The sequence below is a fragment of the Dactylosporangium thailandense genome (assembly GCF_059739745.1).
Genome location: NZ_AP029195.1, coordinates 9,820,554 through 9,847,510, shown reverse-complemented (window position 1 = coordinate 9,847,510; position 26,957 = coordinate 9,820,554). Strand labels below are relative to the sequence as shown.

At 72.0% G+C, this 26,957-nt stretch carries 21 protein-coding genes; 15 read left to right on the top strand and 6 right to left on the bottom strand.

All coding sequences use genetic code 11. From position 1 onward, the window contains the following. Positions 1–72: 72 nt before the first annotated feature. The 10 genes from AC6JBM_RS43775 (at position 73) to AC6JBM_RS43730 (ending at position 14,373) form a co-directional block, all read left to right on the top strand. Positions 73–1,848, top strand: coding sequence for an HSP90 family protein (locus tag AC6JBM_RS43775; protein ID WP_497979619.1), 1,776 nt, complete (start codon positions 73–75; stop codon positions 1,846–1,848). After that, positions 1,838–4,621 carry a hypothetical protein gene (locus AC6JBM_RS43770; protein ID WP_497979618.1) on the top strand — a complete coding sequence of 928 codons (2,784 nt, stop codon included), beginning with the start codon at positions 1,838–1,840 and terminating at the stop codon, positions 4,619–4,621. Before AC6JBM_RS43775 ends, AC6JBM_RS43770 begins: the two co-directional genes overlap by 11 nt. A gap of 254 nt (positions 4,622–4,875) precedes the next feature. Then, a complete protein-coding gene (locus tag AC6JBM_RS43765; protein WP_497979617.1) occupies positions 4,876–5,232 on the top strand; it encodes a hypothetical protein in 357 nt (118 codons plus the stop codon). Positions 5,233–5,571: 339 nt separating this feature from the next. Further along, positions 5,572–6,201, top strand: coding sequence for a TetR/AcrR family transcriptional regulator (locus AC6JBM_RS43760; protein ID WP_350622640.1), 630 nt, complete (start codon positions 5,572–5,574; stop codon positions 6,199–6,201). Positions 6,202–6,330: 129 nt separating this feature from the next. Next, positions 6,331–7,677 carry an acetyl-CoA carboxylase biotin carboxylase subunit gene (locus AC6JBM_RS43755; RefSeq protein WP_497979616.1) on the top strand — a complete coding sequence of 449 codons (1,347 nt, stop codon included), beginning with the start codon at positions 6,331–6,333 and terminating at the stop codon, positions 7,675–7,677. Continuing rightward, on the top strand, positions 7,674–8,561 hold the full coding sequence (locus AC6JBM_RS43750; protein ID WP_497979615.1) for a hydroxymethylglutaryl-CoA lyase: 888 nt from the start codon (positions 7,674–7,676) through the stop codon (positions 8,559–8,561). Before AC6JBM_RS43755 ends, AC6JBM_RS43750 begins: the two co-directional genes overlap by 4 nt. A gap of 122 nt (positions 8,562–8,683) precedes the next feature. Beyond that, positions 8,684–9,673: a hypothetical protein gene (locus AC6JBM_RS43745; RefSeq protein ID WP_497979614.1), complete on the top strand. Its 990-nt coding sequence runs from the start codon at positions 8,684–8,686 to the stop codon at positions 9,671–9,673. Between the two features lie 237 nt (positions 9,674–9,910). Then, on the top strand, positions 9,911–11,500 hold the full coding sequence (locus tag AC6JBM_RS43740) for a chaplin family protein (protein WP_497979613.1): 1,590 nt from the start codon (positions 9,911–9,913) through the stop codon (positions 11,498–11,500). Positions 11,501–11,687: 187 nt separating this feature from the next. Continuing rightward, positions 11,688–13,202 (top strand): acyl-CoA carboxylase subunit beta, encoded by a 1,515-nt coding sequence (locus AC6JBM_RS43735; RefSeq protein WP_497979612.1) that lies wholly within the window; start codon positions 11,688–11,690, stop codon positions 13,200–13,202. Positions 13,203–13,215: 13 nt separating this feature from the next. Beyond that, complete coding sequence (locus AC6JBM_RS43730; RefSeq protein ID WP_350622652.1) at positions 13,216–14,373, top strand: acyl-CoA dehydrogenase family protein; 1,158 nt, start codon at positions 13,216–13,218, stop codon at positions 14,371–14,373. Here AC6JBM_RS43730 and AC6JBM_RS43725 read toward each other — a convergent pair. Together AC6JBM_RS43725 and AC6JBM_RS43720 are read right to left on the bottom strand one after the other, a co-directional pair. Beyond that, positions 14,370–15,842: a glutamate-cysteine ligase family protein gene (locus tag AC6JBM_RS43725; protein WP_497979611.1), complete on the bottom strand. Its 1,473-nt coding sequence runs from the start codon at positions 15,840–15,842 to the stop codon at positions 14,370–14,372. The genes AC6JBM_RS43730 and AC6JBM_RS43725 overlap by 4 nt on opposite strands. Positions 15,843–16,044: 202 nt before the next feature. Continuing rightward, positions 16,045–16,620: a YceI family protein gene (locus AC6JBM_RS43720; protein WP_350622656.1), complete on the bottom strand. Its 576-nt coding sequence runs from the start codon at positions 16,618–16,620 to the stop codon at positions 16,045–16,047. 97 nt (positions 16,621–16,717) lie between these two features. Between AC6JBM_RS43720 and AC6JBM_RS43715 the strand changes: the two genes are divergently transcribed. Continuing rightward, positions 16,718–17,206 (top strand): MarR family winged helix-turn-helix transcriptional regulator, encoded by a 489-nt coding sequence (locus tag AC6JBM_RS43715; protein ID WP_497979610.1) that lies wholly within the window; start codon positions 16,718–16,720, stop codon positions 17,204–17,206. Positions 17,207–17,348: 142 nt separating this feature from the next. Here AC6JBM_RS43715 and AC6JBM_RS43710 read toward each other — a convergent pair whose 3' ends face one another. The 3 genes from AC6JBM_RS43710 to AC6JBM_RS43700 form a co-directional block, all read right to left on the bottom strand. Continuing rightward, positions 17,349–19,898, bottom strand: coding sequence for an ATP-binding protein (locus tag AC6JBM_RS43710; protein WP_497979609.1), 2,550 nt, complete (start codon positions 19,896–19,898; stop codon positions 17,349–17,351). A 74-nt stretch (positions 19,899–19,972) separates the two neighbouring features. Continuing rightward, positions 19,973–22,009 carry an MMPL family transporter gene (locus AC6JBM_RS43705; RefSeq protein WP_497979608.1) on the bottom strand — a complete coding sequence of 679 codons (2,037 nt, stop codon included), beginning with the start codon at positions 22,007–22,009 and terminating at the stop codon, positions 19,973–19,975. A 39-nt stretch (positions 22,010–22,048) separates the two neighbouring features. After that, complete coding sequence (locus AC6JBM_RS43700) at positions 22,049–23,248, bottom strand: hypothetical protein (RefSeq protein WP_497979607.1); 1,200 nt, start codon at positions 23,246–23,248, stop codon at positions 22,049–22,051. 292 nt (positions 23,249–23,540) lie between these two features. Here AC6JBM_RS43700 and AC6JBM_RS43695 point away from each other — a divergent pair, with 292 nt between their 5' ends. After that, positions 23,541–24,350: a PASTA domain-containing protein gene (locus AC6JBM_RS43695; protein WP_497979606.1), complete on the top strand. Its 810-nt coding sequence runs from the start codon at positions 23,541–23,543 to the stop codon at positions 24,348–24,350. 90 nt (positions 24,351–24,440) lie between these two features. Here the strand turns inward: AC6JBM_RS43695 and AC6JBM_RS43690 are convergent, their stop codons facing one another. Further along, positions 24,441–24,713 carry a hypothetical protein gene (locus AC6JBM_RS43690; protein WP_350622668.1) on the bottom strand — a complete coding sequence of 91 codons (273 nt, stop codon included), beginning with the start codon at positions 24,711–24,713 and terminating at the stop codon, positions 24,441–24,443. Between the two features lie 367 nt (positions 24,714–25,080). Between AC6JBM_RS43690 and AC6JBM_RS43685 the strand changes: the two genes are divergently transcribed. The 3 genes from AC6JBM_RS43685 (at position 25,081) to AC6JBM_RS43675 (ending at position 26,836) form a co-directional block, all read left to right on the top strand. Continuing rightward, the gene (locus AC6JBM_RS43685) at positions 25,081–25,881 is read left to right on the top strand and encodes a helix-turn-helix domain-containing protein (protein ID WP_497979605.1); all 801 of its coding nucleotides are present in this window, start codon (positions 25,081–25,083) and stop codon (positions 25,879–25,881) included. Then, positions 25,881–26,108 carry a DUF397 domain-containing protein gene (locus AC6JBM_RS43680; protein ID WP_497979604.1) on the top strand — a complete coding sequence of 76 codons (228 nt, stop codon included), beginning with the start codon at positions 25,881–25,883 and terminating at the stop codon, positions 26,106–26,108. Before AC6JBM_RS43685 ends, AC6JBM_RS43680 begins: the two co-directional genes overlap by 1 nt. Positions 26,109–26,341: 233 nt before the next feature. Further along, positions 26,342–26,836 carry a hypothetical protein gene (locus AC6JBM_RS43675; protein ID WP_497979603.1) on the top strand — a complete coding sequence of 165 codons (495 nt, stop codon included), beginning with the start codon at positions 26,342–26,344 and terminating at the stop codon, positions 26,834–26,836. Positions 26,837–26,957: the final 121 nt, after the last annotated feature.

The following is a 26,957-nucleotide window of genomic DNA, read 5'->3' as shown; positions in this document are numbered from 1 at the left end:
TACTGCCAGCAGGACGATCATCGCGACCGAAACGGGTCGGGAAATGTCACACCCACGAGGTAGCGTGCCCGCGTGGATCGGACGTTCCAAGTGGACCTGCGCGGCATCGTCGACCTGCTCAGCCACCACCTCTACGCGAGCCCCCGGGTCTACGTCCGGGAGCTGCTGCAGAATGCCGTCGATGCGATCACGGCCCGCCGCTCGGCCGACCCGGGCGCCCCGGCCGCGATCACCATCGAGCCGCCCGACGTCACCGGCGACGGCACCCTGCGGGTCATCGACACCGGCATCGGGCTCACCGAGGAGCAGGTGCACCAGTTCCTCGCCACCATCGGGCGCAGCTCCAAGCGCGACGACCTCGGCTTCGCCCGCCACGACTTCCTGGGGCAGTTCGGCATCGGCCTGCTGTCCTGCTTCCTCGTCGCCGACGAGATCCGGGTGCTGACCAGGGCCGCGGACGGGCCGGCGGTGCTGTGGCGGGGCTACGCCGACGGGCGCTACAGCGTCGAGACCGACGGCCAGTATCGGGCCGAGACCGGCACGACGGTCACGCTCGTCCCGCGCCGCGACGCCGAGGAGTGGCTGAAGCGGCGGACCGTCGTCGAGCTGGCCGCGCTCTACGGCTCGCTGCTGCCCTTCCGGGTCGAGATCGCCGGGGTGCCGATCAGCGGCGAGGGGCTGCCCTGGCGGCCGGGGGCCGCGGGGCGCCGGGAGCGGCTCAGTGAGTACTGCCGGGAAGTCTTCGGTTTTGTTCCCTTCGACGTGATCGACCTCAAGGTGCCCGAGTCCGGGCTCACCGGGGTCGCGTTCGTGCTGCCCACGCCGGCCAACCCGGCGGCACGGGCCGGCCACCGGGTCTATCTCAAGCGGATGCTGCTCGCCGAGGGGGCCGAGGGGGTGCTGCCGCCCTGGGCGTTCTTCGCCCGCTGCGTGATCGACACCAGCGAGCTGCGCCCGACCGCGAGCCGCGAGGCGCTCTACGAGGACTCGCTGCTGGAGGCGACCCGCGAGGCCCTCGGCGACCAGCTGCGGGGCTGGCTGATGCAGCTCGCCGGGCGCAACCCGCGCCGGCTGGGCGAGTTCCTCGACGTGCACCACCTCGGGGTCAAGGCGCTCGCGCTGCACGACGACGAGATGCTGCGCCTGGTCGACCGCTGGTGGCCGATGGAGACCAACACCGGCCGCATGACGCTCGCCGACTTCCGGGCCCAGCACGGGCTCGTGCGCTACTCGGCCCAGCTCGACGAGTTCCGCCAGATCGGCGCGGTCGCCGCGGCGCAGGGGCTGCCGCTGGTCAACGCCGGATACATCTACGACACCGAGATCATCGAGCGGCTGCCGCACGTGGAGCCGGGCGCGCTCATCGAGCGGGTCGAGCCGGGCGACCTCAGCACCGCCTTCGACGCGCTCGAGCCCGAGGTCGAGCTGGCCAAGCGCCCGTTCGTGCAGCTGGCCCAGCGCGCGCTGGACCGCCTCGGGTGCGAGGTGGTGCTGCGCTCCTTCGACCCGGCGGGGGTCCCGGCGATGTACCTGACCAGCCGCTCGGCCTCCTTCGCGGCCGAGCTGCGGGCCACCCGCGAGCGCGTCGACGACGTGTGGGCCGACGTGCTCGACGCCCTCGCCCGCACCGACGAGCAGGACCGCTCCCAGCTGGTGCTCAACTACCGCAACCCGCTCGTGCGGCGGGTCACCGAGATCCCCGACGCGGACCTGGTCCGGCTCGCGGTCGAGGGGCTCTACGGCCAGGCCCTGCTGCTCGGCCATCATCCGCTGCGGCCGGCCGACGCCGCGCTGCTCAACGGCTCCTTCCTGGGTCTGCTCAACAAGGCGGTCGGACATGAAGAGTGAAGAGGAGCTGTGGTCGCTGCTCCGCGAGGCCTACCAGATGCCCTACGGCGGGGCCCAGATCGCGCTGGTCGAGCAGGTGATGCAGCACGCCGACGCGGGCGGCCACGACGAGCTGCGGCTGGCCTCGCGGCTGTTCGCGACCACGGCCTACGTGCACGGCGGTGAGACGGCCAAGTCGTTCGTGACGTTCTCGTGGTGCCGCGCGGAGTATGACGCGCACCCGGAGCGCTTCGACGAGCAGGACGAGCACATGCTGCTCTGGCATTTCAAGTACATGGTCAACGGCCTGCTGAAGTTCCCCGCCGTCCCGCTCGGGCGCACCTACGACGTGCTCGACGACATGGAGCGCCGGTTCCGGGCGGGCGGGCACAGCCTGCACGCCGTCTACGCCTACCGCTACCAGGTCGCCGCGCACGTGGGCGATCCGTCGGCCGACGACTGGTATGCGAAGTGGAACGCCGCGCCCCGCGACGGCAACTCCGACTGCGCCGGGTGCGACCCGGGCGAGAAGGTCGACCACCTCGTCAGCCGGGGCCTCGACGAGGAGGCGGTGGCCATGGCCGCGCCGGTGCTCGCCGGGCGGCTGACCTGCGTCGAGCAGCCGCAGTCGATCCTGACCTCGCTGATGGTGCCCTACGCGCGCACCGGCCGGCTGAGCGAGGCGGCGGACGCCCACCGGCAGGCCTACCGCCGGCTGCGCGGCAACCTCGCCGACATGCAGAGCGTCGCCGACCACATCGAGTTCTGCGCGCGGACGGGCAACGAGACCCGCGGCCTGGAGATGGTGCAGCGGCACCTGCCGTGGCTGGAGCGCTCGCCCAGCCCGCAGGCCGAGATGTGGTTCTGCGCGGCGTCGGCGCTGCTGCTCGGCCGGCTCGACCCGGCCCTGCCGCTGGGCGCGTCGACCGCCGGCGAGCTCGGCGCCGACCTGGCCGCGCGGGCCCGCGACTGGGCCGCGAAGTTCGACGAGCGCAACGGCTCGGACGCGGTCTCCGGGCGGATCGAGGCGCTGCTCGGCGCGGCGCCGCTGGTCGGGCACCTGCCGCTGAGCGCGGTGGCGCGCCGCACCGAGGCCGCAGTGGTGCCGCCCGTGCCGGTCGAGGAGTTGCCCACGGACGCGACGGCGCTCATGGATCGGGCCTGGCAGCTCTACGACGAGCATCGGATCGACGCCGTCGAGGCCGCGTTCGCCCGCTTCGACGAGCTGCACCCCGACCCGCCGGCCGAGCTGGCCGTGCGCCGCCTCGACGGCCGGGCCCGGCTCACCGCCATCCGCGACGACGGCGGCACGGCGGCCGAGGCCCTGTTCCGCGAGACCGCCGAGGCCCACCGCGCGCTCGGCCACGACCTGCAGGCGCTGGCCGCCGACTCGCGCGGGGTGCTCGCCCGCCGGCCCGACGAGGAGATGCTGGCCGAGCTCACCGCGCTGACCGAGCGGATCGTCGCCCACCCCGACGCCGACGCCGACCTGCGGGCCGAGGCACGGCTGCGGGCCGAGGGCGCGTTCATGCGCCTGGAGCGGCCGGAGGAGGCGCTCGCGGCCGTCGACGCCGCCGTCGACGAGCGGCCGGCCAAGGCCACGCTGCGGGCCGAGCTGCAGGCCCGGCGCGCCCGGGCACTGCTCGTGCTCGAGCGCTACGACGAGGCAGTGGTCGCGGCGGAGGAGGCGCTGACCGGATACGCCGAGATCGGCACCCCGCCCGCGGCCGGCATTCCGGCGCTGATCCGCGCCCACGCGCTGGGCAACCTCGAGCGCTTCGACGACGCGACCGCCGGGTTCGACCAGGCGCTCGCCCTCGCCTCCGACCGCAACTACCGCCTGTCCGCCCTCGTGGGCCGGGCCCGCTCCCGCCTCGCCGCCGACCGCCCCGACAGCGCGATCGACGACCTGGTGGAGGCGGTCGCCGACCACGTGGCCCACGGCGAGGACGTGCCCGCGGCGCTGCTGCGCTACGACCTCGCCACCGCCTACCACCAGGCCGGCCAGTCCATGGACGCGGCCGAGGCCGCGGAGAGCGCGCTCGACGCGCTGGACCGGGTCGGCGCCCAGGACCAGGCGGACCAGACCCGCTACCTGCTCTCCCGCGTCTACCGTGAGCTCGGCGAGCTCGACCTCGCGCTCGGCCTGCTCAAGACGCTGGCGACCAACCTCGACGGCTACGACAACCTGCCCGCCCGCGGCCGGATGCTGCAGGAGGCGGCCCAGCTGCTCTACGAGGCCGACCGCGACGCCCAGGCCGCCGAGCGGTTCGCGGCCGCGGCGGAGGCGTTCCGCGCGGCGGGCATCGTCCAGGCCGAGATGTACACCCGGCGCCTGCGCGCACTCTCCCTGCGCTGGGCGGGCGACATCCCGGCGGCGCTGGACGCCCTGGCCGAGGCCGACGCCCTGGCCCGCTCCCTCGACGGCACCGTGGACGAGTCCGAGCCCTGGCTGATCTGGCAGCGCGCCATGCTCGACACCGACGCGGCGCGCATCCACATCGGCGCGGGCCGCCTGGACGACGCCGCGACCCGCTCGGCGAGCGCGGCGGAGGCGCTGCGCGCGATCGGCTCCCTGAGCGACGCCCTCGACGCCGACTTCCTGCACGCGGAGACCCTGATGCGCGCGGGCGACCCGGCGGGGGCCGAGGCTCGGCTGCGGTCGGTGCTGGGGGCGGTGCCGCGGGGGTCGCAGTTGGAGCAGAACTCGGCGTGGATGCTGGCGGAGTCGCTGGAGGCGCAGGGGCGGTCCGACGAGGCCGATGAGGTCCGGGGCAAGTATCTGTCTGAGTAGTTGGTCGGCTGCTGCCGCGCTGGGGCGTGTGTTGCTTCGGCGCGGCAGTTTGCCGACAAGTCGGGCGCCTCGCGCCGCGACATATCGGACTTATGCCCCGGCCCCGGTTTCAGGGGGTCGTTGCAACGCCTGGCTTGATCAGGGGTTGCCGTGTTCGAGATTCGGGAGAGTCGTCGCCTGCAGGGGTGTATGCCGTTGTTGGCGGAGCGTGCGGTGACCGGTTGCTTGCGGGTGTGTCGCAGGCGGCGGTCGCGGTGGAGTTGGGTCGGCCGCGGTGCACGGTCAGCCGGGAGATCGCCTGGAACCGGGACCCGGACGGCGGCGGCTACCGGCCGTTCGCCGCGCAGCAGCGCGCCGAACGCCGCCGGGCCCGGCCGAAGACGCCGAAGCTGGCCGGGAACCCGGTCCTGCGGGATCTGGTCCGGGACCTGCTGGCCTGCCGGCACAGCCTGGCGCAGATCAGCGCCGGCTCCGCCGCCGAAGCCGACGACCAGCGCGGCATCGCGCAGCCGCCCGCCCTCACGGTCCAGCGCCACCGCGTGATGGCGTCCTTGCCGACGTCGAGCCCGAGGAACGTCACCTGCCGCCTTGCCGGTAACGGGCCTTCGTGACTTCGTGCGGTTTGCACGACGCACGGGTGGCTGGGCGGCGCGGGTGCGTGGCCGGAACTGGCGCCCGAGGGTGGCGAGAGTTCCCTGCTCAAGATGGGCGTGCTGGGCGGCCGTGGTTCCGACGGGCCGAGGGCCTCGCGGCCGCGATGCCGACCCGTCGTGTGAAGAGGGGGCGGCTGGGAGTGCGTGGTGGGTGGAATCGGGCGCGGTTTCGCGTCGAAACAGGGGCGCGGCGGGCGCGGGTTGACGCAAGGGTGGGTCGGCGCAGGGGCAGTGACGAGGTGTGATTGACTTAACGAGCGTTCAGCCCGAGGCTTGACAGGGGGATAGGCTTTTCCAATGACGCTGGAACGGCAAGCCGTACGTCCGCCCGCTCAGACTCGCGGTGCCGGGCGGCGTTCCCGGCGCGAGGAGATCCTCGAGATCGCCGTCGGCCTGTTCGCCGCGCGCGGGTATCACGGCGTGTCCATGGACGACATCGGGGCGGCCGCCGGCGTGACCGGGCCCGCGCTCTACCACCACTTCGCGGGCAAGGAAGCCATGCTCGCCGCCGCGCTCATCCCGGTCAGCGAGCAGCTGCTCGCCGGCGGTCAGGCGCACATCGCCGAGGCGGGCGACGACCCGCGGGCCGCGCTCGCCGCGCTCGTCGACTTCCACGTCGAGTTCGCGCTGGCCAACCCCGCGGTCATCGCGCTGCACCTGCATGAGCTCGACCGGCTGCCCGAGGAGCCGCGGCGCCAGATCCGCCGGCTCCAGCGCCTCTACGTCGAGGAGTGGGTCGCCACGCTCACCGCCCTGCGCGGCGGAGAGCTCAACGACGGGGAAGCCCGCGTGCTGGCCCACGCCGCGTTCGGTCTCATGAACTCGACGCCGTTCCTGGGTGGCGAGGTCGACCGCGTCCGCCGCGCCGAGCTGCTGCGGGCCGCGACGCTGTCGGCCCTGCAGGGGTCAGAGGCGGAAAAGGGGTAACGAGCGGTGGACCGGAATGCGTCGTGAGGCTGAACGCGCAACGACAGGCGTCACCGTGTTGACCAGCCAAAATCTGGTTATCCACAGGGTCGCTGCATTCCTTTCCACAGACTTGTCCACAGGAGAAACATGCTGACCTCGTTGCTCGTCGCCAACCGGGGTGAGATCGCCCGCCGGGTCCTGCGCACCGCGCGCCGACTCAACATCCGGACCATCGCGGTGCACTCGGAGGCGGACGCCGATCTGCCCTTCGTCCGGGAGGCCGACGAGGCGGTGCCGATCGGCCCCGCGAACCCGGCCCAGTCGTATCGCAACGCCGAGGCCGTGCTCGCTGCGGCGAAGGCGACCGGCGCCGAGGCCATCCACCCCGGATACGGCTTCCTGTCGGAGAACGCGGCCTTCGCCCAGGCCGTCGTGGACAACGGGCTGATCTGGGTCGGGCCGGGGCCGGAGGCCATCGCGGCGATGGGCGACAAGATCAACGCTCGCAATCTGATGGCGGCGGCGGGGGTACCGGTGGCGCCCGGCACGACCGACCCGGCGACGAGCGCGGACGCGGCCCTGCGGGCGGCCGAGGCGATCGGGTTCCCGGTCATGGTCAAGGCCGCGGCCGGCGGCGGGGGCATGGGCATGGCGGTCGCGAACGACGCCGACGGGCTGCGGGCCGAATACGACAAGGTGCGCGCGTTCGCGGAGCGGATGTTCGGCGACGGCTCCGTGCTGATCGAGCGCTACTTCCCGCGGGTCAGGCACATCGAGGTACAAATTCTGGGTCTGGCCGACGGGCGCGTCGTGGCGCTGGGCGAGCGCGAGTGCTCCGTGCAGCGGCGCAACCAGAAGCTCGTCGAGGAAACCCCCTCGCCCGCGCTGACCCCGCAGCAGCGCGCCGACCTGCTGACGGCGGCCGTGCGAGCGGGCGAGGCGGTCGCGTATCGCAACGCCGGCACCGTCGAGTGCCTCTTCGACCCCGACGCGGGCCGGTTCTACTTCCTCGAGATGAACACGCGGCTGCAGGTCGAGCACCCGATCACCGAGGCGGTGTTCGGCGTCGACCTGGTCGAGCAGCAGCTGCGGGTCGCCTCCGGGCTCGCGCCGAGCTTCGACCCGGACGCGCTCGCGGTCACCGGGCACGCGATCGAGGTGCGGGTCAACGCCGAGGACCCCAAGCGCTTCCTGCCCGGGCCCGGTGCGATCACCACGTGGACCGAGCCGGCCGGCGAGGGTGTTCGCGTCGACTCCGGGTATGCCGACGGCAACATCGTGACGCCGAACTACGACTCACTGCTGGCCAAGCTGATCGTGCACGGCGCCGACCGGGCCGACGCGCTGGACAAGCTGCGCGCCGCCGTCGCGGGCTTCGAGGTCGCCGGGCCGAAGGTGAACCTGCCGTTCTTCGCCGAGCTGCTGGACAACCCCGAGTTCACCAGCGGCGACTACGACACTGGAATCGTCGGACGCATGAGGACGAAGCAATGATTTCGATGCGTGAGGTGGCACCGCGGGACGGGCTGCAGAACGAGGACCCCGTCCCGGCCGCCGACAAGGTCCAGCTGCTCGACGCGCTCTCCGGCACCGGGGTCGGGCGGATCGAGGCGGTCTCGTTCGTCCATCCCAAGGCGATCCCGCAGATGGCCGACGCCGGCGAGGTGTGGGAGCGGGCGAAGAAGAACCCCAGCGTGCGGTACAGCGCCCTCGTGCCCAACACGAAGGGCGCCGAGCGCGCGATCGCCGCGGGGTTCACCGAGATCGAGGTCGTCGTCTCCGCGTCGGACACGCACAACCGGCGCAACGTGAACCGCTCGACCGACGAGTCGCTGGACGACATCGCCGGGCTGATCGATCTGCTCCACGCGGCCGGCGCGAGCGCCGAGGTGATCATCGCGACCAGCTTCGGCTGCCCCTTCGAGGGTGACATCGACCCCAAGCGGGTCGCCGGGATCGTGGACCGCGTGGTGGCCGACGGCGCCGACCGGGTCGCGTTCGGCGACACCACCGGGATGGGCACGCCGCGGCGGGTCGAGGACGTCATCGGGCCGGTGCGTGAACGGCACCCGGACCTGCCACTGCTGCTGCACTTCCACAACACCCGGGGCACGGCGCTGGCCAACATCCTGACCGCGATGCGGCTGGGGATCACCGAGTTCGACGCGAGCGTGGGCGGGCTCGGCGGGTGCCCCTACGCGCCGGGCGCCACCGGCAACGTGGCGACCGAGGAGGTCGTGCACATGCTGCACGACATGGGGTACGACACCGGAATCGACCTCGGAGCGCTGATCGAGGCCGCGCGCCTGGCCCAGGAGATCGTGGGGCGGGAGCTGCCGTCGGGAGTGCTGAAAGCGGGTCCGAGACTCCCCCTGTGAGGCTTGTGTCCGATTCGCCCGGTGTTGTGGCGTGTCCCCGGCCGGGGCGGTTCGTTGCTCAGTACGGAAAGAGTCACATGTGGGGCGTATGCCCGACATTGAGCCCGTACTGAGAGGCGGACATGGCCCAGTCGAGGAGCGAGCGCAACCCGCGCACGGCTTCGCTGCCGGCCGTTTCCCGCTGCGCGAAATACGCCGTTCGCGGTCTGGTGGTCGCCGGGTTTGCCGGTGTGGCCTGGCTGCTGTCGGCCTCCGCGGCGCACGCCTCCAGCGGCTCGATCGACTCCGACCAGCCCACGCTGCTCACGCCGGTGACCAACCTGCTCATCGGCGACGGCGGCGCGCGGCACACCGGCATGAGCGGCGACCAGCACCAGGTTCTCCAGCACCGGCCGGCCCGGCCGCAACCGGGTCCGGACCACCAGCAAGGTGACCTGCTGACCGGCACCGTGCTCACGGTGCTGAGCCCGGTGGCGCAGGCCGCCGCACCCGTGACCGGTACGGTCACCGGGGCCGTGACCGGGACCGTGTACCGGACGGTGACACTCACGAAGGCGCCGGTCCAAACCGTGGACCGTGCGGCCCGCTCGACGACGGCTGACGTGTCGAGTGTCAAGCACACGAGCACCAAGAGGCCGGCAAAGGCCGGCATCACCAGGACCCACCAGAAGCGGATGCAGGAGCCGGCCGTCCAGGCCGTGCCGGTCCGGGTCGGGTCCGCGAGCGACATCGCCGCCGCGGCGACCGGCACCTCCCGTGCCGGCGTCGACCCGGCCGTCGCCGTACGTGCCGCCGACCGCCTCCGCGTCCTGCGGGCCGCCGAGGCGCTGAACGGCGCGCACGCCATGCCGGTCGTGGACCGGAACGTTGCGCAGGGCGCGAACCACGTGCCGCTGCTGCCCCGCCCGGCGCCCATTCCGGCGCCGCCGGCGGCCGGCCTCGCCTCGGGGTTGCCGAGCTCCGGCTCGGGCCTCAACCACGAGAGTGGCTCCGCCGCCGTGCTGCCCGCCGCGCCGGTCGGCACGAAGGTGCTGACCTTCCGGCCGGACGCGGTCGAGGACGTCGAATTGCGGCTGCTAGCAGCCGAGAAGCCGACAGTCTCACCCGACTGAGGCCGTTCCGGCCAGCCGCCGCGACGCGTTGCGGGCCGACGGAACGTTGCCTAGGTCTTAGCGGACCCGCATTGAGCACATCGCGGCATCTGAAACACGCAATACGAAACAACCAGGGCGCACGTCGACAGGGCGGAGCCGGATAGAGCCTGCCCGCACGCGGGTTCATGACTCCGTACCGCGCCCACTTCCTTGCAGTACCGAGGATCAATAACTACCGAAGGGTCTCAAATCCCCATGAAGACGTGGGTTCGTAAGTCGCTCAACGTGGGTGTGCTTTCCGCGGGCTTCCTGCTCGTCTCGGGCGGGGCCGCGCACGCCGACTGGACGACGGGTTACAACGCCGGCCTGCTGAACGGCAATCAGTTCGACACCACGCTGCAGGTGCCGGTCAACGTCTGCGGCAACTCGATCGCCGTGCTCGGCTTCGCCGACGCGAACTGCGGCGGCGGCGCCACCGCGGTCAAGACCGAGAGCGCCAGCGCCACCGAGAGCGCCACCACCGAGGACTGGACCTCCGGCTACAACGCCGGTGTGGCCAACGGCAACCAGCTCGACACCACGCTGCAGGTGCCGGTCAACGTGAGCGGCAACGCCGTCTCGGTGCTCGGCTTCTCCAGCGCCTCCTCGGCCGGCGGCGCGACCGCCGTCAAGGGCGACGTCAACGGCTCGGACAACGGCGGCCGTCGTCACCACCGTCACCACGGTGGCGGCAACGGCCAGGGCAACGGCAACGGCAACGGTGGCGACTACAACGCCGCCGCCAACGGCGACTACACCGAGAGCGCCGCGAACCGGACCGAGGACTGGACCTCGGGCTACAACGCGGGCCTGCTCAACGGCAACCAGTTCGACACCACGCTGCAGGCCCCGGTCAACATCTCCGGCAACGCGATCGCGCTGCTGGGCTTCGCGGGCGCGTCCAGCCAGGGTGGCGCCTGGGCGGTCAAGGGCGAGAGCGCCCAGACCGAGAGCGCGACCACCGAGGCGAGCCACACCACCGGCTACAACGCCGGCCTGCTCAACGGCAACCAGCTGGACACCACGCTCCAGCTGCCGATCAACCTCTGCGGCAACTCGATCGCCATCCTCGGCTTCTCGAGCGCCAGCTGCGGCGGCGGCGCGGTCGCCTACAAGGGTGACGGCGGCATGGGCGACGGCCAGGGCCAGGGCAACGGCGGCGGCCACCACGGCCACGGCCACGGCCACGGGAACGGCAACGGCAACGGGAACGGCAACGGCGGCTACGGCGACGACGGCAACGGCAACGCCAACGGCGGCTACGGCGACGACAACGGCCAGAGCAACGGTGCCTACTCCAACGCGTCCGGCGACGCCAGCGACACCGGTGCGGCCGCCAACAACGCGTCGAAGACGCACAAGGCGAGCAAGAAGAAGTCGATCGACCTGGGCGAGCACGCCAAGACCGGCAAGAAGCACCACAACGGCACCGGCGCGGGCCTGTCCGCCGCCAGCAACCCGGGCTACGGCAACGCCGCCGCGAACGGCGACAACGGGTACGACGGCAACGGGAACGGCAACGGGAACGGCAACGGCAACGGCGACGACAACGGCGGCTGGGACAACGGCGGCCGTCGTCACCACCGTCACCACGACGGCCGGGGCAACGGCATGGGCAACGGCGGGGCCACCGCGGTGAAGGGCGGCTGCGGCGACTGGACCACCGGGTTCAACGCGGGCCTGCTCAACGGCAACCAGGCCAACACCACCATCCAGCTGCCGGTCAACATCAGCGGCAACGCGGTCTCGATCCTGGGCTTCTCGCAGGCGCAGAGCTCGGGCGGGGCGCTGGCCTACTCCTGCTGACGCGATAGCGGTACCCCCTGATCCGCAGGGGGTACCCGGACCCCATGGCGCACGCCGACCCGTGTCCGGAAGGTCCGTCGTAGCAGCGAAGAAGTCCACGCTGTTGGAACTTCACCTCCGCGTCGGCTAACCTGAACGATCGTTAGACATGAACGATCGTTCAGGCAGCCGACGCGGAGGTCGCACCATGGAGGGTGATGCCCTCAATCAGACGCGCAAGCGGGTCGAGGCCGGCGGCGCGGAGAAGTACCACGCGGCCAATGCCGCCCGCGGCAAGCTTTTCGCCCGCGAACGCGTCGCCCTGCTCGTCGACGAGGGATCCTTCGTTGAGGACGGGCTCTACGCCAACGCCCTGGCCGACGGCCTCCCGGCCGACGGCGTGATCACCGGAGCGGCGACCGTCGACGGGCGGCCGATCTGCCTCATGGCCAACGACTCCACCGTCAAGGCCGGATCCTGGGGCGCCCGCACCGTCGAGAAGATCATTCGCATCATCGAGCGGGCCTACGACACCGGTGTCCCGATGGTCTACCTCGTGGACTCCGCCGGCGCGCGAATCACCGACCAGGTCGAGCTCTTCCCCGGCCGGCGCGGCGCCGGCAAGATCTTCCACACCCAGGTCCGGGCCAGCGGCAGCATCCCGCAGGCCTGCGCGCTCTTCGGCCCCTCCGCGGCGGGCGGCGCCTACATCCCGGCCTTCTGCGACGTCGTGGCCATGGTCGAGGGCAACGCCTCGATGTATCTCGGGTCCGACCGCATGGTCGAGATGGTCACCGGCGAGAAGACCACCCTCGAGGCGATGGGCGGCGCCCGGGTGCACTGCGCCGAGAGCGGCGTCGGGCACTTCCTGTGCAAGACCGAGCACGACGCGATCGAGACCATCCGGCACTACCTCTCCTACCTCCCGTCGAACTGGACCGCCGAGCCCCCGGTCGCCGAGGCCCGCGCCGAGACCGGCCTGCCCGAGATCCCGGCGAGCGAGCGCCAGGCCTTCGACATGCGCAAGGTCGTCAAGGGCCTGCTCGACGAGGGCTCCTTCTTCGAGATCCACGCGCTGTGGGCCCGCGAGCTCACCGTCGGCTTCGGCCGGCTCGACGGGCGGGTGGTCGGGGTGGTCGCCAACAACTCGATGTTCAAGGGCGGCGTGCTCTTCGTCGACTCCGCCGACAAGGCCACACGGTTCGTCCAGCTCTGCGACGCCTTCAACGTGCCACTGCTGTTCCTGGCCGACGTTCCCGGCTTCATGGTCGGTTCGGCGGTGGAGAAGCAGGGCATCATCCGCCACGGGGCCAAGATGATCACGGCCATCTCCGAGGCGACGGTACCCAAGATCTGCGTGGTCATGCGCAAGGCCTACGGTGCCGGCCTCTACGCGATGGCCGGCCCGGGCTTCGAGCCCGACGCCACCATCGCGCTGCCGACCGCCAAGATCGCCGTGATGGGCGCGGAGGCGGCGGTCAACGCGGTCTACGCGAACAAGATCGCCGCGATCGCGGACGAGGGCGAACGGGCCGCGTTCGTGGCGCGAATGCGCGCCGACTACGAGCGCGACATCGACATCATGCGGCTGGCCAGCGAGCTCGTCGTCGACACGATCGTCGAGCCGGCGGCCCTGCGCGGCGAGCTGGTGCGCCGCTTCACCGCGGCCCGGGCCAAGGACCGCACGTTCTCCCGTCGCCGTCACGGCGTGACTCCGGTTTAGAAGGGCATTCGTCATGGTCGACTTCATGCTCGGCGAGGAGCTCGAGGCGCTGCGCGAGAGCGTTCGCGAGTTCGCCCACGACGTCGTCGCGCCGGTGATCGGCGACTACTACGAGCGGCACGCCTTCCCCTACGACCTGGTCCGCCAGATGGGCAAGATGGGGCTGTTCGGGCTGCCGTTCCCGGAGGAGTACGGCGGCATGGGCGGCGACTACTTCGCCCTGTGCATCGCCCTGGAGGAGCTGGCCCGCGTCGACTCCTCGATCGCGGTGACCCTCGAGGCCGGGATCTCGCTCGGCGCCATGCCCATTTATCGGTACGGCACGCCGGCCCAGAAGGAGCGCTGGCTGCCCAAGCTCACCTCGGGCGAGGCCCTGGCCGCGTTCGGCCTGACCGAGCCCGGGGCCGGCAGCGACGCCTCCGGCACCCAGACCCGCGCGGTGCTCGACCAGGAGACCGGCGAGTGGGTGATCAACGGCTCCAAGGCCTTCATCACCAACTCCGGCACCGACATCACCGCGCTGGTCACGGTCACCGCGGTCACCGGCGTCAACCCCGACGGCAGCAAGGAGCTCACGGCCATCATCGTGCCGAGCGGGACGCCCGGGTTCACCGTCCAGCCCGCCTACTCCAAGGTCGGCTGGTGCGCCTCGGACACCCACGAGTTGAGCTTCGACGACGTGCGCGTGCCGGCCGAGAACCTGCTCGGCGAGCGGGGCCGCGGCTACGCCCAGTTCCTGCGCATCCTGGACGAGGGCCGGGTCGCGTTCGCCGCGCTCGGGGTCGGCCTCGCGCAGGGCTGCGTGGACGAGTCCGTCGCCTACGCGCGGCAGCGGCGCGCGTTCGGCAAGGCGATCGGGGAGTACCAGGCGATCCAGTTCAAGATCGCGGATATGGAGAGCCGGGCGCACACCGCGCGGCTGGCCTACTACGACGCGGCGAGCCGCCTGGTCACCGGGCGCGACTTCAAGCGCCAGGCGGCCATCGCCAAGCTCGCGTCCAGCGACGCCGCCATGGTCAACGCGCGCGAGGCGACGCAGGTGCACGGCGGATACGGCTTCATGAACGAGACGCCGGTCGGACGCATGTACCGCGACGCCAAGATCCTGGAGATCGGCGAGGGCACGTCCGAGGTCCAGCGCATGATCATCTCGCGCTCGATGGGTCTCTAGATCGGCCAGGTGTGCACGGGAACGTTCTCGTGCAGGCCCTCGGCGTACCGCTGCAGCATCGTCCGCAGCGCGTCGGACCGCGAGAGACCGCGCTCCTCGAGGTCGGCCACGACGCGCGTCTGCCAGGCGGCGCCGTTGACCCCGGTGCGGCACCGGCCCTCGATCACCCCGAGGAGCCGGTCGCGGGTCGCGGGCGCCACGCCGAAGCGGTCCAGCCCGGCCTCGGCGAGCGGCAGCAGCTCGCGCAGCACGAGGTCGCCGACCGGCACCTCGCCGAGGTCGGGCCACCAGACGTGCGCGTCCAGCCCCTCGCGGGCGGCGACGTGGAAGTTCTCCTCGGCCGCCGAGAACGACATCTGCGTCCAGATCGGCCGGTCCTGCTCGCACAGCTCCCGCACCAGCCCGAAGTAGAACGCGGCGTTGGCGAGCTGGTCGACGACGGTCGGGCCGGCCGGCAGGCACCGGTTCTCGACGCGCAGGTGCGGGCGGCCGTTCATGATGTCGTACACCGGCCGGTTCCAGCGGTAGATCGTGCCGTTGTGCAGCCGCAGCTCGCCGAGGCGGGGCACGCCGCCGGCCTCGATCACCGCGACCGGGTCCTCGTCCTCGGTGATGGGCAGCAGCGGCGGGAAGTACCGCACGTTCTCCTCGAACAGGTCGAAGATCGAGGTGATCCAGCGCTCCCCGAACCAGACCCGCGGCCGCACGCCCTGCGCCTTGAGCTCCTCCGGCCGCGTGTCGGTGGCCTGCTCGAACAGCGCGATGCGGGTCTCGGCCCACAGGCGCCGGCCGAAGAGGAACGGCGAGTTGGCCCCGACGGCGACCTGGATGCCCGCGATCGCCTGCGACGCGTTCCACGCCTGCGCGAACGCCTCCGGCGCGACCTGGAGGTGGAACTGCACGCTCGTGCACGCCGACTCGCCGGCGATGGAGTCCGACTGCGCCTCGAGCCGCTCGTGCCCGCGGATGTCGAGCGCGATGTCCTCGCCCCGCGCGTTGATGATCTGATCGTTGAGCAGCATGTACCGCGGGTCGTTCGACATGTTCGCGAGCACCAGGTGCTCGGGCCGCAGGGTCGGCAGGATGCCGATCAGCACCAGGCGGGCGTCGGATTTGCGGGCCCGCTCGTCGGCGTGCAGGAGGCTGGCGAGGACCTCGCGCTCGTACACCTCCAGGCCGTCGCCCTCGATGACCCGCGGCGCGACGTTGATCTCGAGGTTGAACTGGCCCAGCTCGGTCTGGAACGACGGGTCGGCCAGGTCGGCCAGCACCTCGGCGTTGCGCATGGCGGGCTGCGCGTCCGGGTCGATCAGGTTGACCTCGATCTCCAGGCCCGTCATGGGCCGGTCGGAGTCGAAGCTGAAGTCGTTGAGCATGAGCGCGAAGACGTCGAGGCAGCTACGTACCTTGCGCCGGTATCGAGCGCGGTCCTCACGCGAGAAAGCACCCCGTGTGACGTCCTGGCCCATGCCTCGCCCCCTGGCCCCCTCTTGGACCCCTCACGTTAGGAGGAGTTCCAGAGGTACCGCTAGGGACAAAAGGGACGTGATGGCAGCAGGGGGTGAGCGGAACCTTGCAGAGGGTGGGAGATTTCGCCCACCCTCTGCACGATGGTCAAACTCCGGCCTTGCCGTTATATCCGGCAAAGCCTGGCCAATCGCCGGTTCGGCGTCAGCCCTGACGGACGGCCTCGGCGCCGATCTCGATCTTGACCTTCTTGCCGACGAGCACGCCGCCGGTCTCGAGGGCCTGGTTCCAGGTGATGCCGAACTCCTCGCGGTCGATCTCGGTCGTCGCGGAGAAGCCGATGACCTCCTGGCCCCACGGGCTCTTCGCGTGGCCCTCGAACTCCACGTCGAGCTCGACCTCGCGCGTGACGTCGCGGATGGTCAGGTCGCCGACGAGCTTGAACTCGTTGCCGGACAGGCCCACGACGCGCGTGCTCTTGAAGGTGAGGGTCGGCCACTGCTCCACGTGCAGGAAGTCGGGGCTGCGCAGGTGGCCGTCCCGGTCCGCCACGCCGGTGTCGATGCTGGCCGCGTCGATGCTGACCTCGACGGTCGACTCCAGCGGGTCCTCGGCGACGACGATGCTGCCGCTGGCGCTGGTGAAGCCGCCGCGCACCTTGCTGACCATCATGTGCCGGGCGACGAAGCTGACCCGCGTGTGGGCCGGGTCGATCTCGAACTTGCCGGCGGTCGGGATGGTGAGGCCGTTGTAATCGCGGGTGTTGGTGGGTGCCGTCATGGTGACTCCCTCGGTTGTGCTGTTGCGAAGAAGATTGTCGCCGCAAATATACACTCAGCAGACTCTCGTCCGTCAAGTTCTCTGTTAGACTCGCACCGTGACCGACGAAATGCTGGAAGATCCGCGAATCACCGCCATGGGGCTGTTCGTGGAGGCCTTCACCGGCGTGAACGCGCGGCTCAACGTCCAGCTCGCCGAGCACGGCCTCGGCAACGTCGACTTCGAGGTGCTGGTGCGCCTGGCCCGCTCCCCGGGCGGCGAGCTGCGCATGACCGACCTCGCCGCGCAGACCGGCCTGTCCACGAGCGGCGTGACCCGCGTGGTCGACCGCCTCGAGCGCGACGGCCTGGCCGCGCGCCGGGCCTGCCCGACCGACCGCCGCGGCTCCTTCACCGTCATCAGCGAGCGCGGGCTGGCCAAGATGCGCGAGGTGCTGCCCGGCCACGTCGCCCTGATCGAGCAGTGGTTCACCGGGCGCCTGGGCCCGGCCGAGCTGGAGACCCTGCTCGGCGGCCTGCGGACCATCCGCGACGCGGTCCGCCCGGACGCCACCTCCGGCGTTCCGTCGATGCGCACTGCCGCCTGAGGCACCCCTCAACCAATACGCCCGTCGATGCCGCTCGACAAATCGGGCACCGGCAGAACCACCGGCAGGTCCGGAACGAAGGTCCGACTTGCCACTTTCGTCCGCTTGTGCCTCGTCTAGCGTTTTTCCGGCACGGACGAAGTTAGGTGGGCCGGCGTGTCAACGCACCCAGGGGGTCTTCGTCCGTGCCCACAAGCCGGTCGAGCAGCCGGTGCTCGCGCGGCAGGAGCCGGATCCGGGCCCGCTCCCGCACCCCCGCGAGATCTGACAGCGCCCGCTCCCGCCCCGCCGGCTCGGCGCTCACCGCCAGGCCGACGAGCGCCTCGAGCACGTCGCGGACGTCGTCGCGGCCGGCCAGGAGGTTCGCGGCCGACTCGAACGCGGCCGCGGCCGCGGCCCGGGCCCCGCGCGCCAGCGCCAGATAGCCGTTGACGAGCGCCGCCATGCCCGCGCTGCCGGGCACCGCGGCGAGCTCGGACAGCACCGCGGACGCCTCGCCCGCCTGCCCGCTCTCGGCGAACGCCTGGCCGAGGGTGCCCAGCACCCGGATCCGGTGCGTGGGGTCCCCGACCTCGGCGATCGCGGTCGCGGCCCGCCGGGCCAGCGCGATCGCCTCATCGAAGCGGCCGTCGAGCCGGGCGATCTCGGCGAGGTTGGCCTCGGTGAGCGCCCGCAGCCGGATGTCGCCCGCCTCCAGCGCGCGCCGCCCCGCGCCCTCGAGCCGCCGCCCGGCCGCGGCCAGGTCGCCGGCGAGCACGTCGTGCCAGGCGAGGTTGTTCTGCACGACCGCGATCTCGCGCGCCCGCCCGGAGCGGATGGCCAGGCTGAGGGCGGCCTCGTTGTGCCCGCGGGCCTCGTCACTGCCGCCGAGCGCCTGCCAGATCCCGGCGAGGACGGCCCGCGCGGTGAGCTCGCCGGTGACGTCGCCCCGCGCGGCGAGCACGGCCAGGGCCGCCTCGGTCGCGCACAGCTCGCCGACCCCGCGCCCGTGCGCCGTCGCGAGCATCGCCGCGCCGACCTGCGCCCAGGCCCGGGTCACGGGATCGCAGCCCGCCGCGCGCCGGTCGTCGAGGAGCCGCCGCAGCAGGTGGAAGCCCTCGACATCGCGCCCCCGCAGCCGGCACCAGCGCGGGATGGCCCCGGCGAGCCGCAGCGCGAGCTCGGGCTCACGGACGGAGGCGTACCGCAGCGCCGTGCGAATGTCGGTGTTGAGGTAGTCCAGCCGCAGCACCGCCGCGGCGCTGCCCGGGCCGGTCAGCTCGGCCGAGATCCGCACCGCCGCGCGCGTGACGACCTCGGCGTGCCGCAGCCGGGCGGGGCGCAGCTCCCCGGCGTCGGCGCAGCGCTCGGCGGCGAAGTCGAAGACCACGTCGAGGAGCCGGAAGCGCAGGTCGCCCGGGCCGCGCACGCTCACCAGCCCCAGCCCGACCAGCCGGTCGAGCACCGCCTCGACGTCGTCGACCACCCCGTCGAGCAGCGCCTCGGCCAGCTCCACCGACCACTTCCCGCGAAACGCCGACAGCCGGCGTAGGGCCGCCTGCTCGTGCTCGGCCAGCAGCGCGTAGCTGTCGGCGACGGCGTCGCGCAGCCGGCGGCCGGCCGGGTCGGTGGCGGCGAGGTCGAGGACGCGGTTGCCGTACCGCGCCAGCAGCTCCCCGAGCTCCAGCACCCGCCCGCGCGCGGCCGCGAGCTCGATGGCGAGCGGCAGCCCGTCGAATCGGCGCACCAGCTCCGCGATCGTGGCCAGCTCGTCGTCCCGGACCGGCTCGCGCCGTACCGCCCGCAGCCGCTCCACGAACAGCGCCACGGCCGGCACCCGGCGCAGCTCCGCCGGGCCGAGCCGCCGTCCGACCGGCACCTCGAGCGGGTGCACCTGCCAGTCCACGACGCCCGGCAGGTCCCCGGCGAGCGGGCGGCGGCTGGTGACCAGCACGCGCAGGGCCGGCACCCGGGCCCGCAGCCACGCGATGGCCTCGGCCGCGGCCCGGGGCGAGTGGTCCACCCCGTCGAGCACCAGCAGCGCGGCCGGCGCCCGTTCACCGTGCTGATGGTCGCCGAAGCGCTCGATGAGCTCCTCGGCCCGGGCCACGCCGAAGACGGCCGCGACGGCGGAGAAGATGTCGGTGGGCTGGGAGATGTTCGTGACGGTCACCGAGACCGCGGTCCAGCCGCCGGCCACCGTGCGGTGCGCGACCGCGTGCGCGAGCCCGGTCTTGCCGACCCCGGCCATCCCGATCAGCGCGATGACCTCGGCCGAGCTCGGCCCGAGCAGGCCCAGCAGCTCGGCGATGTCCGCGTCGCGCCCGACCAGGGGCGGCATCGTGGGCAGCGGCAGCGCGGTGCGGGCCGCGTGGCTCGGCACCGGCAGCGGCGCGACGACCGGATTCTCCACGTGCCGGGAGCGGCGGGCCACGCTGTCGTGCCGCGGGCCGAGGTTGCGGTTCGTGGCCGAGTTCAGGAACGCCTCGCGGGCCGAGCCGGTGAGGTCGAGCGCGTCGGCCAGCAGGGCGAGGGTGTTGCGCTGCGGCCGGGCGACGCGCCCGCGTTCGAGCTCGCGAAGGGTGCGCACGCCCAGCCCGGACCGGGCGGCCAGCTCATCCTGGGTGAGTCCCCGCTCCAGGCGGCTGGCTCGCAGCGTCGCGGCGAAGCCTGCCCCGGCATTGCGCGGATCATGATCCGCAACGGGAGACATGTTGTCGAAGGCTACTGAGCCGGAGCCCGCGGCAGTAGCCAGCCGTCGGAACTACGACCATTGTCAATATTCGGTCAGGACTTGCGCGGCCACCAGTTCCAGCGGTCGAGCATCCCCATGAGCGCCGGCAGCAGCAGGCCGCGCACGACGGTCACGTCGAGCAGGATCGCCACCGCCATGCCGACGCCGATCTCCTTCACGGCGACCAGCCCGCCGGCGGCGAAGCCCAGGAACACGATCCCGATGCAGATCGCCGCCGCGGTGACGACCGGGCCCGAGCGGGTGATCCCGCGCAGCACCGCCCGGTCGGTGTCGGGGCGGTGGTCGTACTCCTCCTTGATCCGCGCGAGCAGAAAGACCTCGTAGTCCATGGACAGCCCGAAGATGAACACGAACAGCAGGACCGGCGTGGTCAGGTCCAGCCCGCCCCACGAGTCGAAGAAGAGCGGCACCTGGCCCCAGCCCCACTGGAACACGACGATCAGCACGCCGAGCGTCGCGGCCAGGGTCAGCAGATTCATCAGTACGGCCTTGAGCGGGATGACCACCGAGCCGGTCAGCCAGAACAGCAGCACCACGGTGACGAGCAGGACGACGAGCGCGGCCGCGGGCAGGCGTCCGGCGAGGGAGTCGCGGTAGTCCACGACCTCGGCCGCCGGGCCGGTCACCCACTTCGCGTAGGGCGTGGGCAGGGCGCGGACGTTGCGCACCAGGTCGTAGCTCTGCCGGTCGCCGACGCCGCCCTTGGGGGTCAGGTCGAGGATCGTCCAGCCGGCCGGGACGTCGGCGCGCACGTCCTGGCGCAGGACCTCGGCCGACAGCTGCCCGGCGATCCGGTTCATCAGATCCCGCACGTCCGCGCGCTCCGGGCCGGCCTGCAGCAGCACCGAGACCGTCGGCGGAGTGCCGTTGAGGAACTTCGACTCCATCACGTCGTACGCCCGGCGCGCCTCGTTCGAGCTCGGCAGCGCCCGTGCGTCGGAGTTGGCGAGGTTGGCTCCGAGCAGGGGCGCGGCGAGCACCAGCAGCCCGATGGTCGCGAGCAGGGCCACCCGGGACGGATCCCGCTGCGCTCGCGCGGCCAGCCGGGCCAGCAGGCCGCCCCAGCGGACCGTGGTGGCGGGTCTGATCCGGTCGCCGGTGAGCGAGATCAGCGCGGGGACCAGCGTCAGCGCCGACAGCGTCGCCAGCGCCACGACCGCCGCCCCGCCCAGGGCGACCGAGGCCAGCAGCGGCTCGGCGAACGCGGTCAGCCCGGCCAGGGTCAGCGTCACCGCGAGGCCCGAGATCGCGACCGCGCGGCCGGACCGGCGCACGGCGACCCGCAGCGCCTCGTCCGGCTCGTGGTGGAGCCGTTCCTCGCGGTACCGGGCCACGATGAGCAGGGAATAGTCGACCGCCAGCCCGATTCCGAGCAGCGTCACGACGTTGAGGGAATACTCGCTGACCTTCGTCGCGTGGCTCAGCCCGAGCAGGACGAGCAGCGACCCGGTGACGCTCGCGACCGTGACGGCCAGCGGCAGCGCGGCGGCGAGGAAGCCGCCGAAGAAGAGGTACAGCGCGACGAGCAGGGCCGCGAAGGCGACGCTCTCGCCGATCGCGAGGTCGTGCACGGACTGGTCGGCGAACGCGCGCTCGGCCAGCTTGTCCCCGCCGACCTGCACGCTGGGCGCCTGGATGCGCTCGAGGCGGGCGCGCACCCGGTCCTCGAGGGCCTCGCGCGGCGCGTCGGCCAGGCCCGGCTGGAGCTCCACCTGCACGCTCACGCTGCGGTTGTCCGCGCCGATGCGGCCGCCGACGCCGGTGTAGAGGTCGTTGACCTCCTTGACCCCGGGCATCGCGCGGATCTCCCGCGCCGCCGAGCCGATGCTCGCGACCAGGCCGGGGTCGTACGGGTCCGCCCCCTCCACCACCGCGAACACCTGCGAGCCGGTGGGCGTGAGCTCGTCGATGTGCCGCTGCCCGACGGCCGACTCGCTGTCCGGCCGGTTGGTGCCGGTGCTGCTCAGGCGGTCGAACAACCCGCCGCCGAACACGGCCCCGGCGATCGTGACCGCCAGCCAGAACCCGACGACGACCCAGCGCAACCTGACGACCCACGCGGCGAACACCGCAGTATGCAAGCACGCCGCACGGGCGGCCCGGATCGGCTACTCGGACGGCTTGCCGCGACCCCGGCCTCGTCCTCGGGCGGGCTTCTTCTTCTCGTCCTCCGTGCTCGGCTCCTCGGGCCAGAGCGGCGCGACGGATGCGCGCCCGGTGGACGTCGTCGACGAGCTGGTCGAGGCGGCGATCGCGGGCTGGTCGTCGACGGTCTCCTCGGCGTAGGCGCGCTTCGAGGCGTCGGAGGCATACGTGCGGCCCGCGGGTTCGGCGCTGCCGCTGCCGTAGGCCCGCGAGGGGGCGTAGGCGTCCGACTCCAGGTCGGTGGCCGAGTCGAGCGCGGGGGCGGCCCCGACCGTGACGGGCTCCTTGGAAGCCGCCTCGTCCTCGGGGTCGCGGCGGCGGTTCTCGGCCGCGTCCACCTCGGCCAGCGCGGCGTGCCAGTCGTTGTACTCGGCCGCCGAGCGGGCGTCGCGGTCCTCGGAGGCGGCGCGGCGGGCGGCCCGGGACTGCGCCCGCGAGCCGCGCGGGCCGATGGAGGAGACGATGACCGAGCCGGCCAGGCCGGCCAGCACCACGTACGGCGTGATGAAGAACGCCGACAGGTGCGGGTCGTGCTCGCCCAGGACGGGCTTGGAGAGCGAGTACGCCAGGGCCACCAGCAGCGGGCCGGAGCCGCCGGCGAAGGCCACGCCCACGCGGTTGTCGCCGCGGCGGCTCGCGGGCCAGGCGGCCAGGGCGCCGATGACCAGCGCGATCACGATCATGAGCAGGGCGCTCGGCAGGTTGACCATGCCGTTGATCCAGGTGGCGTCGGTGAACTGCCAGGTGCCCAGCTGCGCGGCGGTGGCGGTGTTCCCGTCGGCGCGCACGACGTCGGCGACGGCGACCACGGCGAGCGTCCACAGCCAGGCCGACGAGGCGATGATGTTCGCGGCCACGGCTCGGACGGACAGCGCGCCGATGGCCATGAGCAGGCCGACGATCAGGCCGGCGACGGCGTAGCCGCCGGCGGTGAAGTAGGGCGCGGCGTTGTCCGGCCGCGGCACCCGCGACGGGATGGCCACGAGCGGCACGATGATCAGCGAGCCGACGGCCGCGGCGAGCGCGATGACCACGCGCCAGGCGACCGTGTGGGCCCTGCCGCCGACGCTCTTGGATTCGGCCGGGACCATGGCTCCGGCGCCGGCGAGCCGGTCGGCACAGATGGCGCCGATGACCGTCGAGGACGCGGCGAGCCAGGTCACCCAGGCGATGCTGCTGACCCAGACGGTGGCGCTGTCGCCGGTCGGCTGCCAGGAGATGATGCCGAGTCCGTAGCCGAGCCCGAGCTGCGCGGCACCGGCGCCGGCCGCGACGCCGATCGCCGTAGATATTGAGGTAGCCCAGCTTCTCGCCGCCATGCCGCGCAGCATAAGCCCAGCCGTCCACCTCGGCGAGTCCAAGCGGGGGTTCGTCAAGACCCTCCGGGCGAGCCGCGTGGGTGGCCATATCGCGGCGATCCGACGGACCGGGAGGACATGGTGGTGAACTGGAGGCATGGCGAACGAGCGCGACGACGAGTCATCGACGCAGCCGTTCTGGCCCTTCGAGGGCGACCAGGACGACGCTGACCCCGACGCGACGCGGATCCAGCGCCCCGATCCGGATGCCACCCAGGTCAGGCCCTCGGACGCCACGCAGGTCGGGCTCCCGGACGCCGAGCCGATGCGCCGGGTGCGTCCGACGGCCCGGATCGTGGAGGAGACCTATGCCGACACGGAGCGCGAGCGCTGGTCGGCCCGCGCCGGCGTGCCCGCGCCCGGCGACCCCGCCCTCCGCCCGTCCGCGCAGCCGGAGTGGACGGAGGAGGAAGAGGACCCGTACCAGGGGCGCTCCTGGCTCATGCCGGTCGTCGTCGGCATCGTCGCGCTGGTGCTGGTCGCCGCGCTCAGCGTCGGCCTGTACCTCATCTACCGCGCGACCGCCGAGGGCCGCAACGCGCCCGGGGTGGTCGAGTCGAGCTCCGCGTCCGCCGCGGCCTCGCCCGCGCCGCCGCCGTCCAGTGCCCCGCCTCCGACCTCGGCCCCGCCGTCCACGGAGGCCCCCACCAGCGCGCCGCCCGGTCCAGTGACGATTCCGCCGCTGCGGGGCAACTCGCTGGCCGAGGCGACGGTCAAGCTGCAGGCGCTCGGGCTCAACGTGCGGGTGGAGCGCACGGTGGACGACTCGCTGCCGCCGGGCGAGGTGCTGTCCTCGCGGCCCGGGGAGGGTGCGACGGTGCTGCCGGGCGAGACGATCACCCTCTCGGTCGCCATGGCCCCGCCACCGTCGGAGAACCCGCAGCCCAGCGTCTCCGCCAGCCGCTGAGGGCGTGGTCTCCGCCAGCCGCTGGGGGCGTGGTCTCCGCCAGCCGCTGGGGGCGTGGCGGAGACGGGCCGCGACAAACGGAAGACCCGGTCAGCCGACGGTGACCGGAATGCCGGTCCGTGCCGGGGCCGCGGAGCGCTGGTTGCGGGCGACGAAACCCGGCTGCAGGCCCTGGAGCAGGACGAAGATCGAGCGGCGCTCCACGGCGTCGCCCGAGGTGTTGAGCTGATACCCGTCCAGCCAGGCCCAGCCGTCGTAGGTCTGCCAGTCGTGCACGCGGATCACTCGGAACAGCATGGGCTGCGTGAACTGCACACTCGCGGTCTTCGTCACGCGCAGCACGTCACCTGTCCTCGGTAACACGTGGGACTCCCGTCTTCCGTCGGCCTGCGGGGGAAAAGGGCTGGTCACGGGGTCCTTCGCGGGGGCCTTGTCCGTAACCGCCGATCGGCTGAATCGTTGGTCGCTGCGTCCGCCTGAGGGGGATTGGTCGGTCAAGTGAACAATCCGTGACCCCAGCCACACGGACAGGTTGCCCCACAACGGTGATCAATGCAACTTGCAAGTCGAACTTTCCACCGCAGGTATGAGTCACAGTATGTTGTGCTCAGCCGCCTTGTGCGGCTCTACGATGTTGCGCTGATCTATACGTAGATCCCGCGGCGTGGAGGTGCGACAAAACGTGGCAAGTCGACGAGGCAGCCCAACCCTCCGGCGCAGGCAGCTGGGCATGGAACTGCGACGGCTGCGCGAGGCCGCACACGTCACCATCGACCAGGTCGCCGAGCGGCTGGAGTGCTCCGGCTCGAAGATCTCGCGGATCGAGACCGGGCAGACCGGCGTCACGCCCCGCGACGTGCGCGACATGCTCGATATCTACGGGGTTGACCCGGAATACGCCGACCAACTGCTGAAGATCGCGCGCGAGGCGCGGCAGAAGGGCTGGTGGCAGCTGTACGGTGACGTGCTCACGAGCGCCTACGTGGGGCTCGAGGCCGCCGCCGACCACATCCGCTCCTACGAGGCGCTCGTCGTCCCCGGGCTGTTGCAGACCGAGGAATACGCGCAGGCCATGATCCACGCCGCCCGCCCCGACATCAGCGCCACGGATGTCGAGAAACGCGTGCGTGTCCGAATAAGCCGACAGTCGTTACTCACTCAGGATGACCCGATCGATCTCTGGGTGGTGCTGGACGAGGCCGTTCTGCGCCGCCCGGTGGGTGGAAGGGCGGTCATGCGTCGCCAGCTCGAGCATCTGGCTCTGGCGGCCGGCTGGCCGAACGTGACTTTGCAGGTCCTGCCCTTCTCCGCCGGTGCGCACGCCGGGATGGACGGGGCATTCACGATGTTGCTGTACGACGAGTCTGCCGGGCAGAACTTCGCGTTCGCCTCGAACGCGGCCGGCGGCCTCTTTCTCGAGAAGGACGACGAGCTTCAGCGCTACGGATTCATCTTTGACTACTTGCGCGCCAATGCACTCCGTCCGGACGAGTCAGTGTCGATGTTCGTGAAGCTGGCAAAGGAGTTGTAGTGGAGATCGAAGCCAAGGGCTTCAGCGTGAACCTCGACGGTGCCGCGTGGCGCAAAAGCACTCGCAGCGGCCCGTATTCGGACAACTGCGTCGAGGTCGCGTTCGTCGGCGGGGCCGTGGCGCTCCGCGACTCGAAGGACAAGACCGGCCCGGTTCTGCTGTTCACGCCGGAGGAGTGGGTCGCCTTCGTCGGCGGCACCAAGGACGGGGAGTTCGACCTGGCGTGACATCACGCGCCCCGCGCCAATCCGGCCGGCCCGTTTTCGTGGCGACTCGCCCGCGATACGGGCCGGTCGCTTTTTGGTGGCCCGGGAGCGCGACGCGCCGGTGCGGGCGGGGGTATTTCGCCCAGTGTTTGCCCCGGAGCGTGGCCGTTGCACCAGCAACGTCGTTGTAGGAGTGAGTGCCGCGAATCGCCCGATTCCGACACTTCCCCCCGAGTGAGATAAGGCTTCCTACCGTGAACATTGGCCCCGAAAACTTCGGCAACGGATCGTCGAAGACCGACGACCGTTTCTCCGGGCAACTGGGTAGCTACCGTCCGGGCGGTCGCCGGGACGGCATCGGCGACGGGCCGCTCGACGACCTGTCCCCGCGCAACGGCTCGCCGCTGGACCGGGCGACGATGCCGCTGGACATGACGCCGCCCAAGCTTCCCGAGTCGTCGCTCGTCGCGGACCTCGGCCCGCTCACCGGGGGCTCGCTGAGCAGCAGCTCGCTGGGTAGCAGCTCGCTGAGTTCCGCCTCCCCGCTGACCGAGCCGATGTTCGGCCGCGACTCCTGGCTCGACACGCCGACCGGGTCGATGGCCGACCACCCGCTGCTGCGCGGCCTGCTTATGGAGCTTCCGCCGAAGGGCACCATGCCGCAGCAGGAGTGGCTGGACCGCTGGTTCGAGGCGGCCCGCAGCATCCTGGAGCTCATCTACTCCCAGGAGTCTCGCCAGCTGAAGTAGGGCGAGCGTGCGCCCCTGCCTGTCTATCGACAGGTCGATCCGCACCCTGTACAAAGCAGGGAGGACTCGACCTGGGGAGGTCGGACGGGCTCCGGGTGCGCCCTCAGCGTGGCCGGGGCCC

What these genes read in the sequence shown, in the direction of transcription:
- AC6JBM_RS43770 (WP_497979618.1), top strand. Translation starts at nt 1,838, where the DNA reads ATGAAGAGTGAAGAGGAGCTGTGGTCGCTGCTCCGCGAGGCCTACCAG.
- AC6JBM_RS43760 (WP_350622640.1), top strand. Translation starts at nt 5,572, where the DNA reads ATGACGCTGGAACGGCAAGCCGTACGTCCGCCCGCTCAGACTCGCGGT.
- AC6JBM_RS43755 (WP_497979616.1), top strand. Translation starts at nt 6,331, where the DNA reads ATGCTGACCTCGTTGCTCGTCGCCAACCGGGGTGAGATCGCCCGCCGG.
- AC6JBM_RS43750 (WP_497979615.1), top strand. Translation starts at nt 7,674, where the DNA reads ATGATTTCGATGCGTGAGGTGGCACCGCGGGACGGGCTGCAGAACGAG.
- AC6JBM_RS43745 (WP_497979614.1), top strand. Translation starts at nt 8,684, where the DNA reads ATGGCCCAGTCGAGGAGCGAGCGCAACCCGCGCACGGCTTCGCTGCCG.
- AC6JBM_RS43740 (WP_497979613.1), top strand. Translation starts at nt 9,911, where the DNA reads ATGAAGACGTGGGTTCGTAAGTCGCTCAACGTGGGTGTGCTTTCCGCG.
- AC6JBM_RS43735 (WP_497979612.1), top strand. Translation starts at nt 11,688, where the DNA reads ATGGAGGGTGATGCCCTCAATCAGACGCGCAAGCGGGTCGAGGCCGGC.
- AC6JBM_RS43730 (WP_350622652.1), top strand. Translation starts at nt 13,216, where the DNA reads ATGGTCGACTTCATGCTCGGCGAGGAGCTCGAGGCGCTGCGCGAGAGC.
- AC6JBM_RS43725 (WP_497979611.1), bottom strand. Translation starts at nt 15,842, where the DNA reads ATGGGCCAGGACGTCACACGGGGTGCTTTCTCGCGTGAGGACCGCGCT.
- AC6JBM_RS43720 (WP_350622656.1), bottom strand. Translation starts at nt 16,620, where the DNA reads ATGACGGCACCCACCAACACCCGCGATTACAACGGCCTCACCATCCCG.
- AC6JBM_RS43710 (WP_497979609.1), bottom strand. Translation starts at nt 19,898, where the DNA reads ATGTCTCCCGTTGCGGATCATGATCCGCGCAATGCCGGGGCAGGCTTC.
- AC6JBM_RS43695 (WP_497979606.1), top strand. Translation starts at nt 23,541, where the DNA reads ATGGCGAACGAGCGCGACGACGAGTCATCGACGCAGCCGTTCTGGCCC.
- AC6JBM_RS43685 (WP_497979605.1), top strand. Translation starts at nt 25,081, where the DNA reads ATGGAACTGCGACGGCTGCGCGAGGCCGCACACGTCACCATCGACCAG.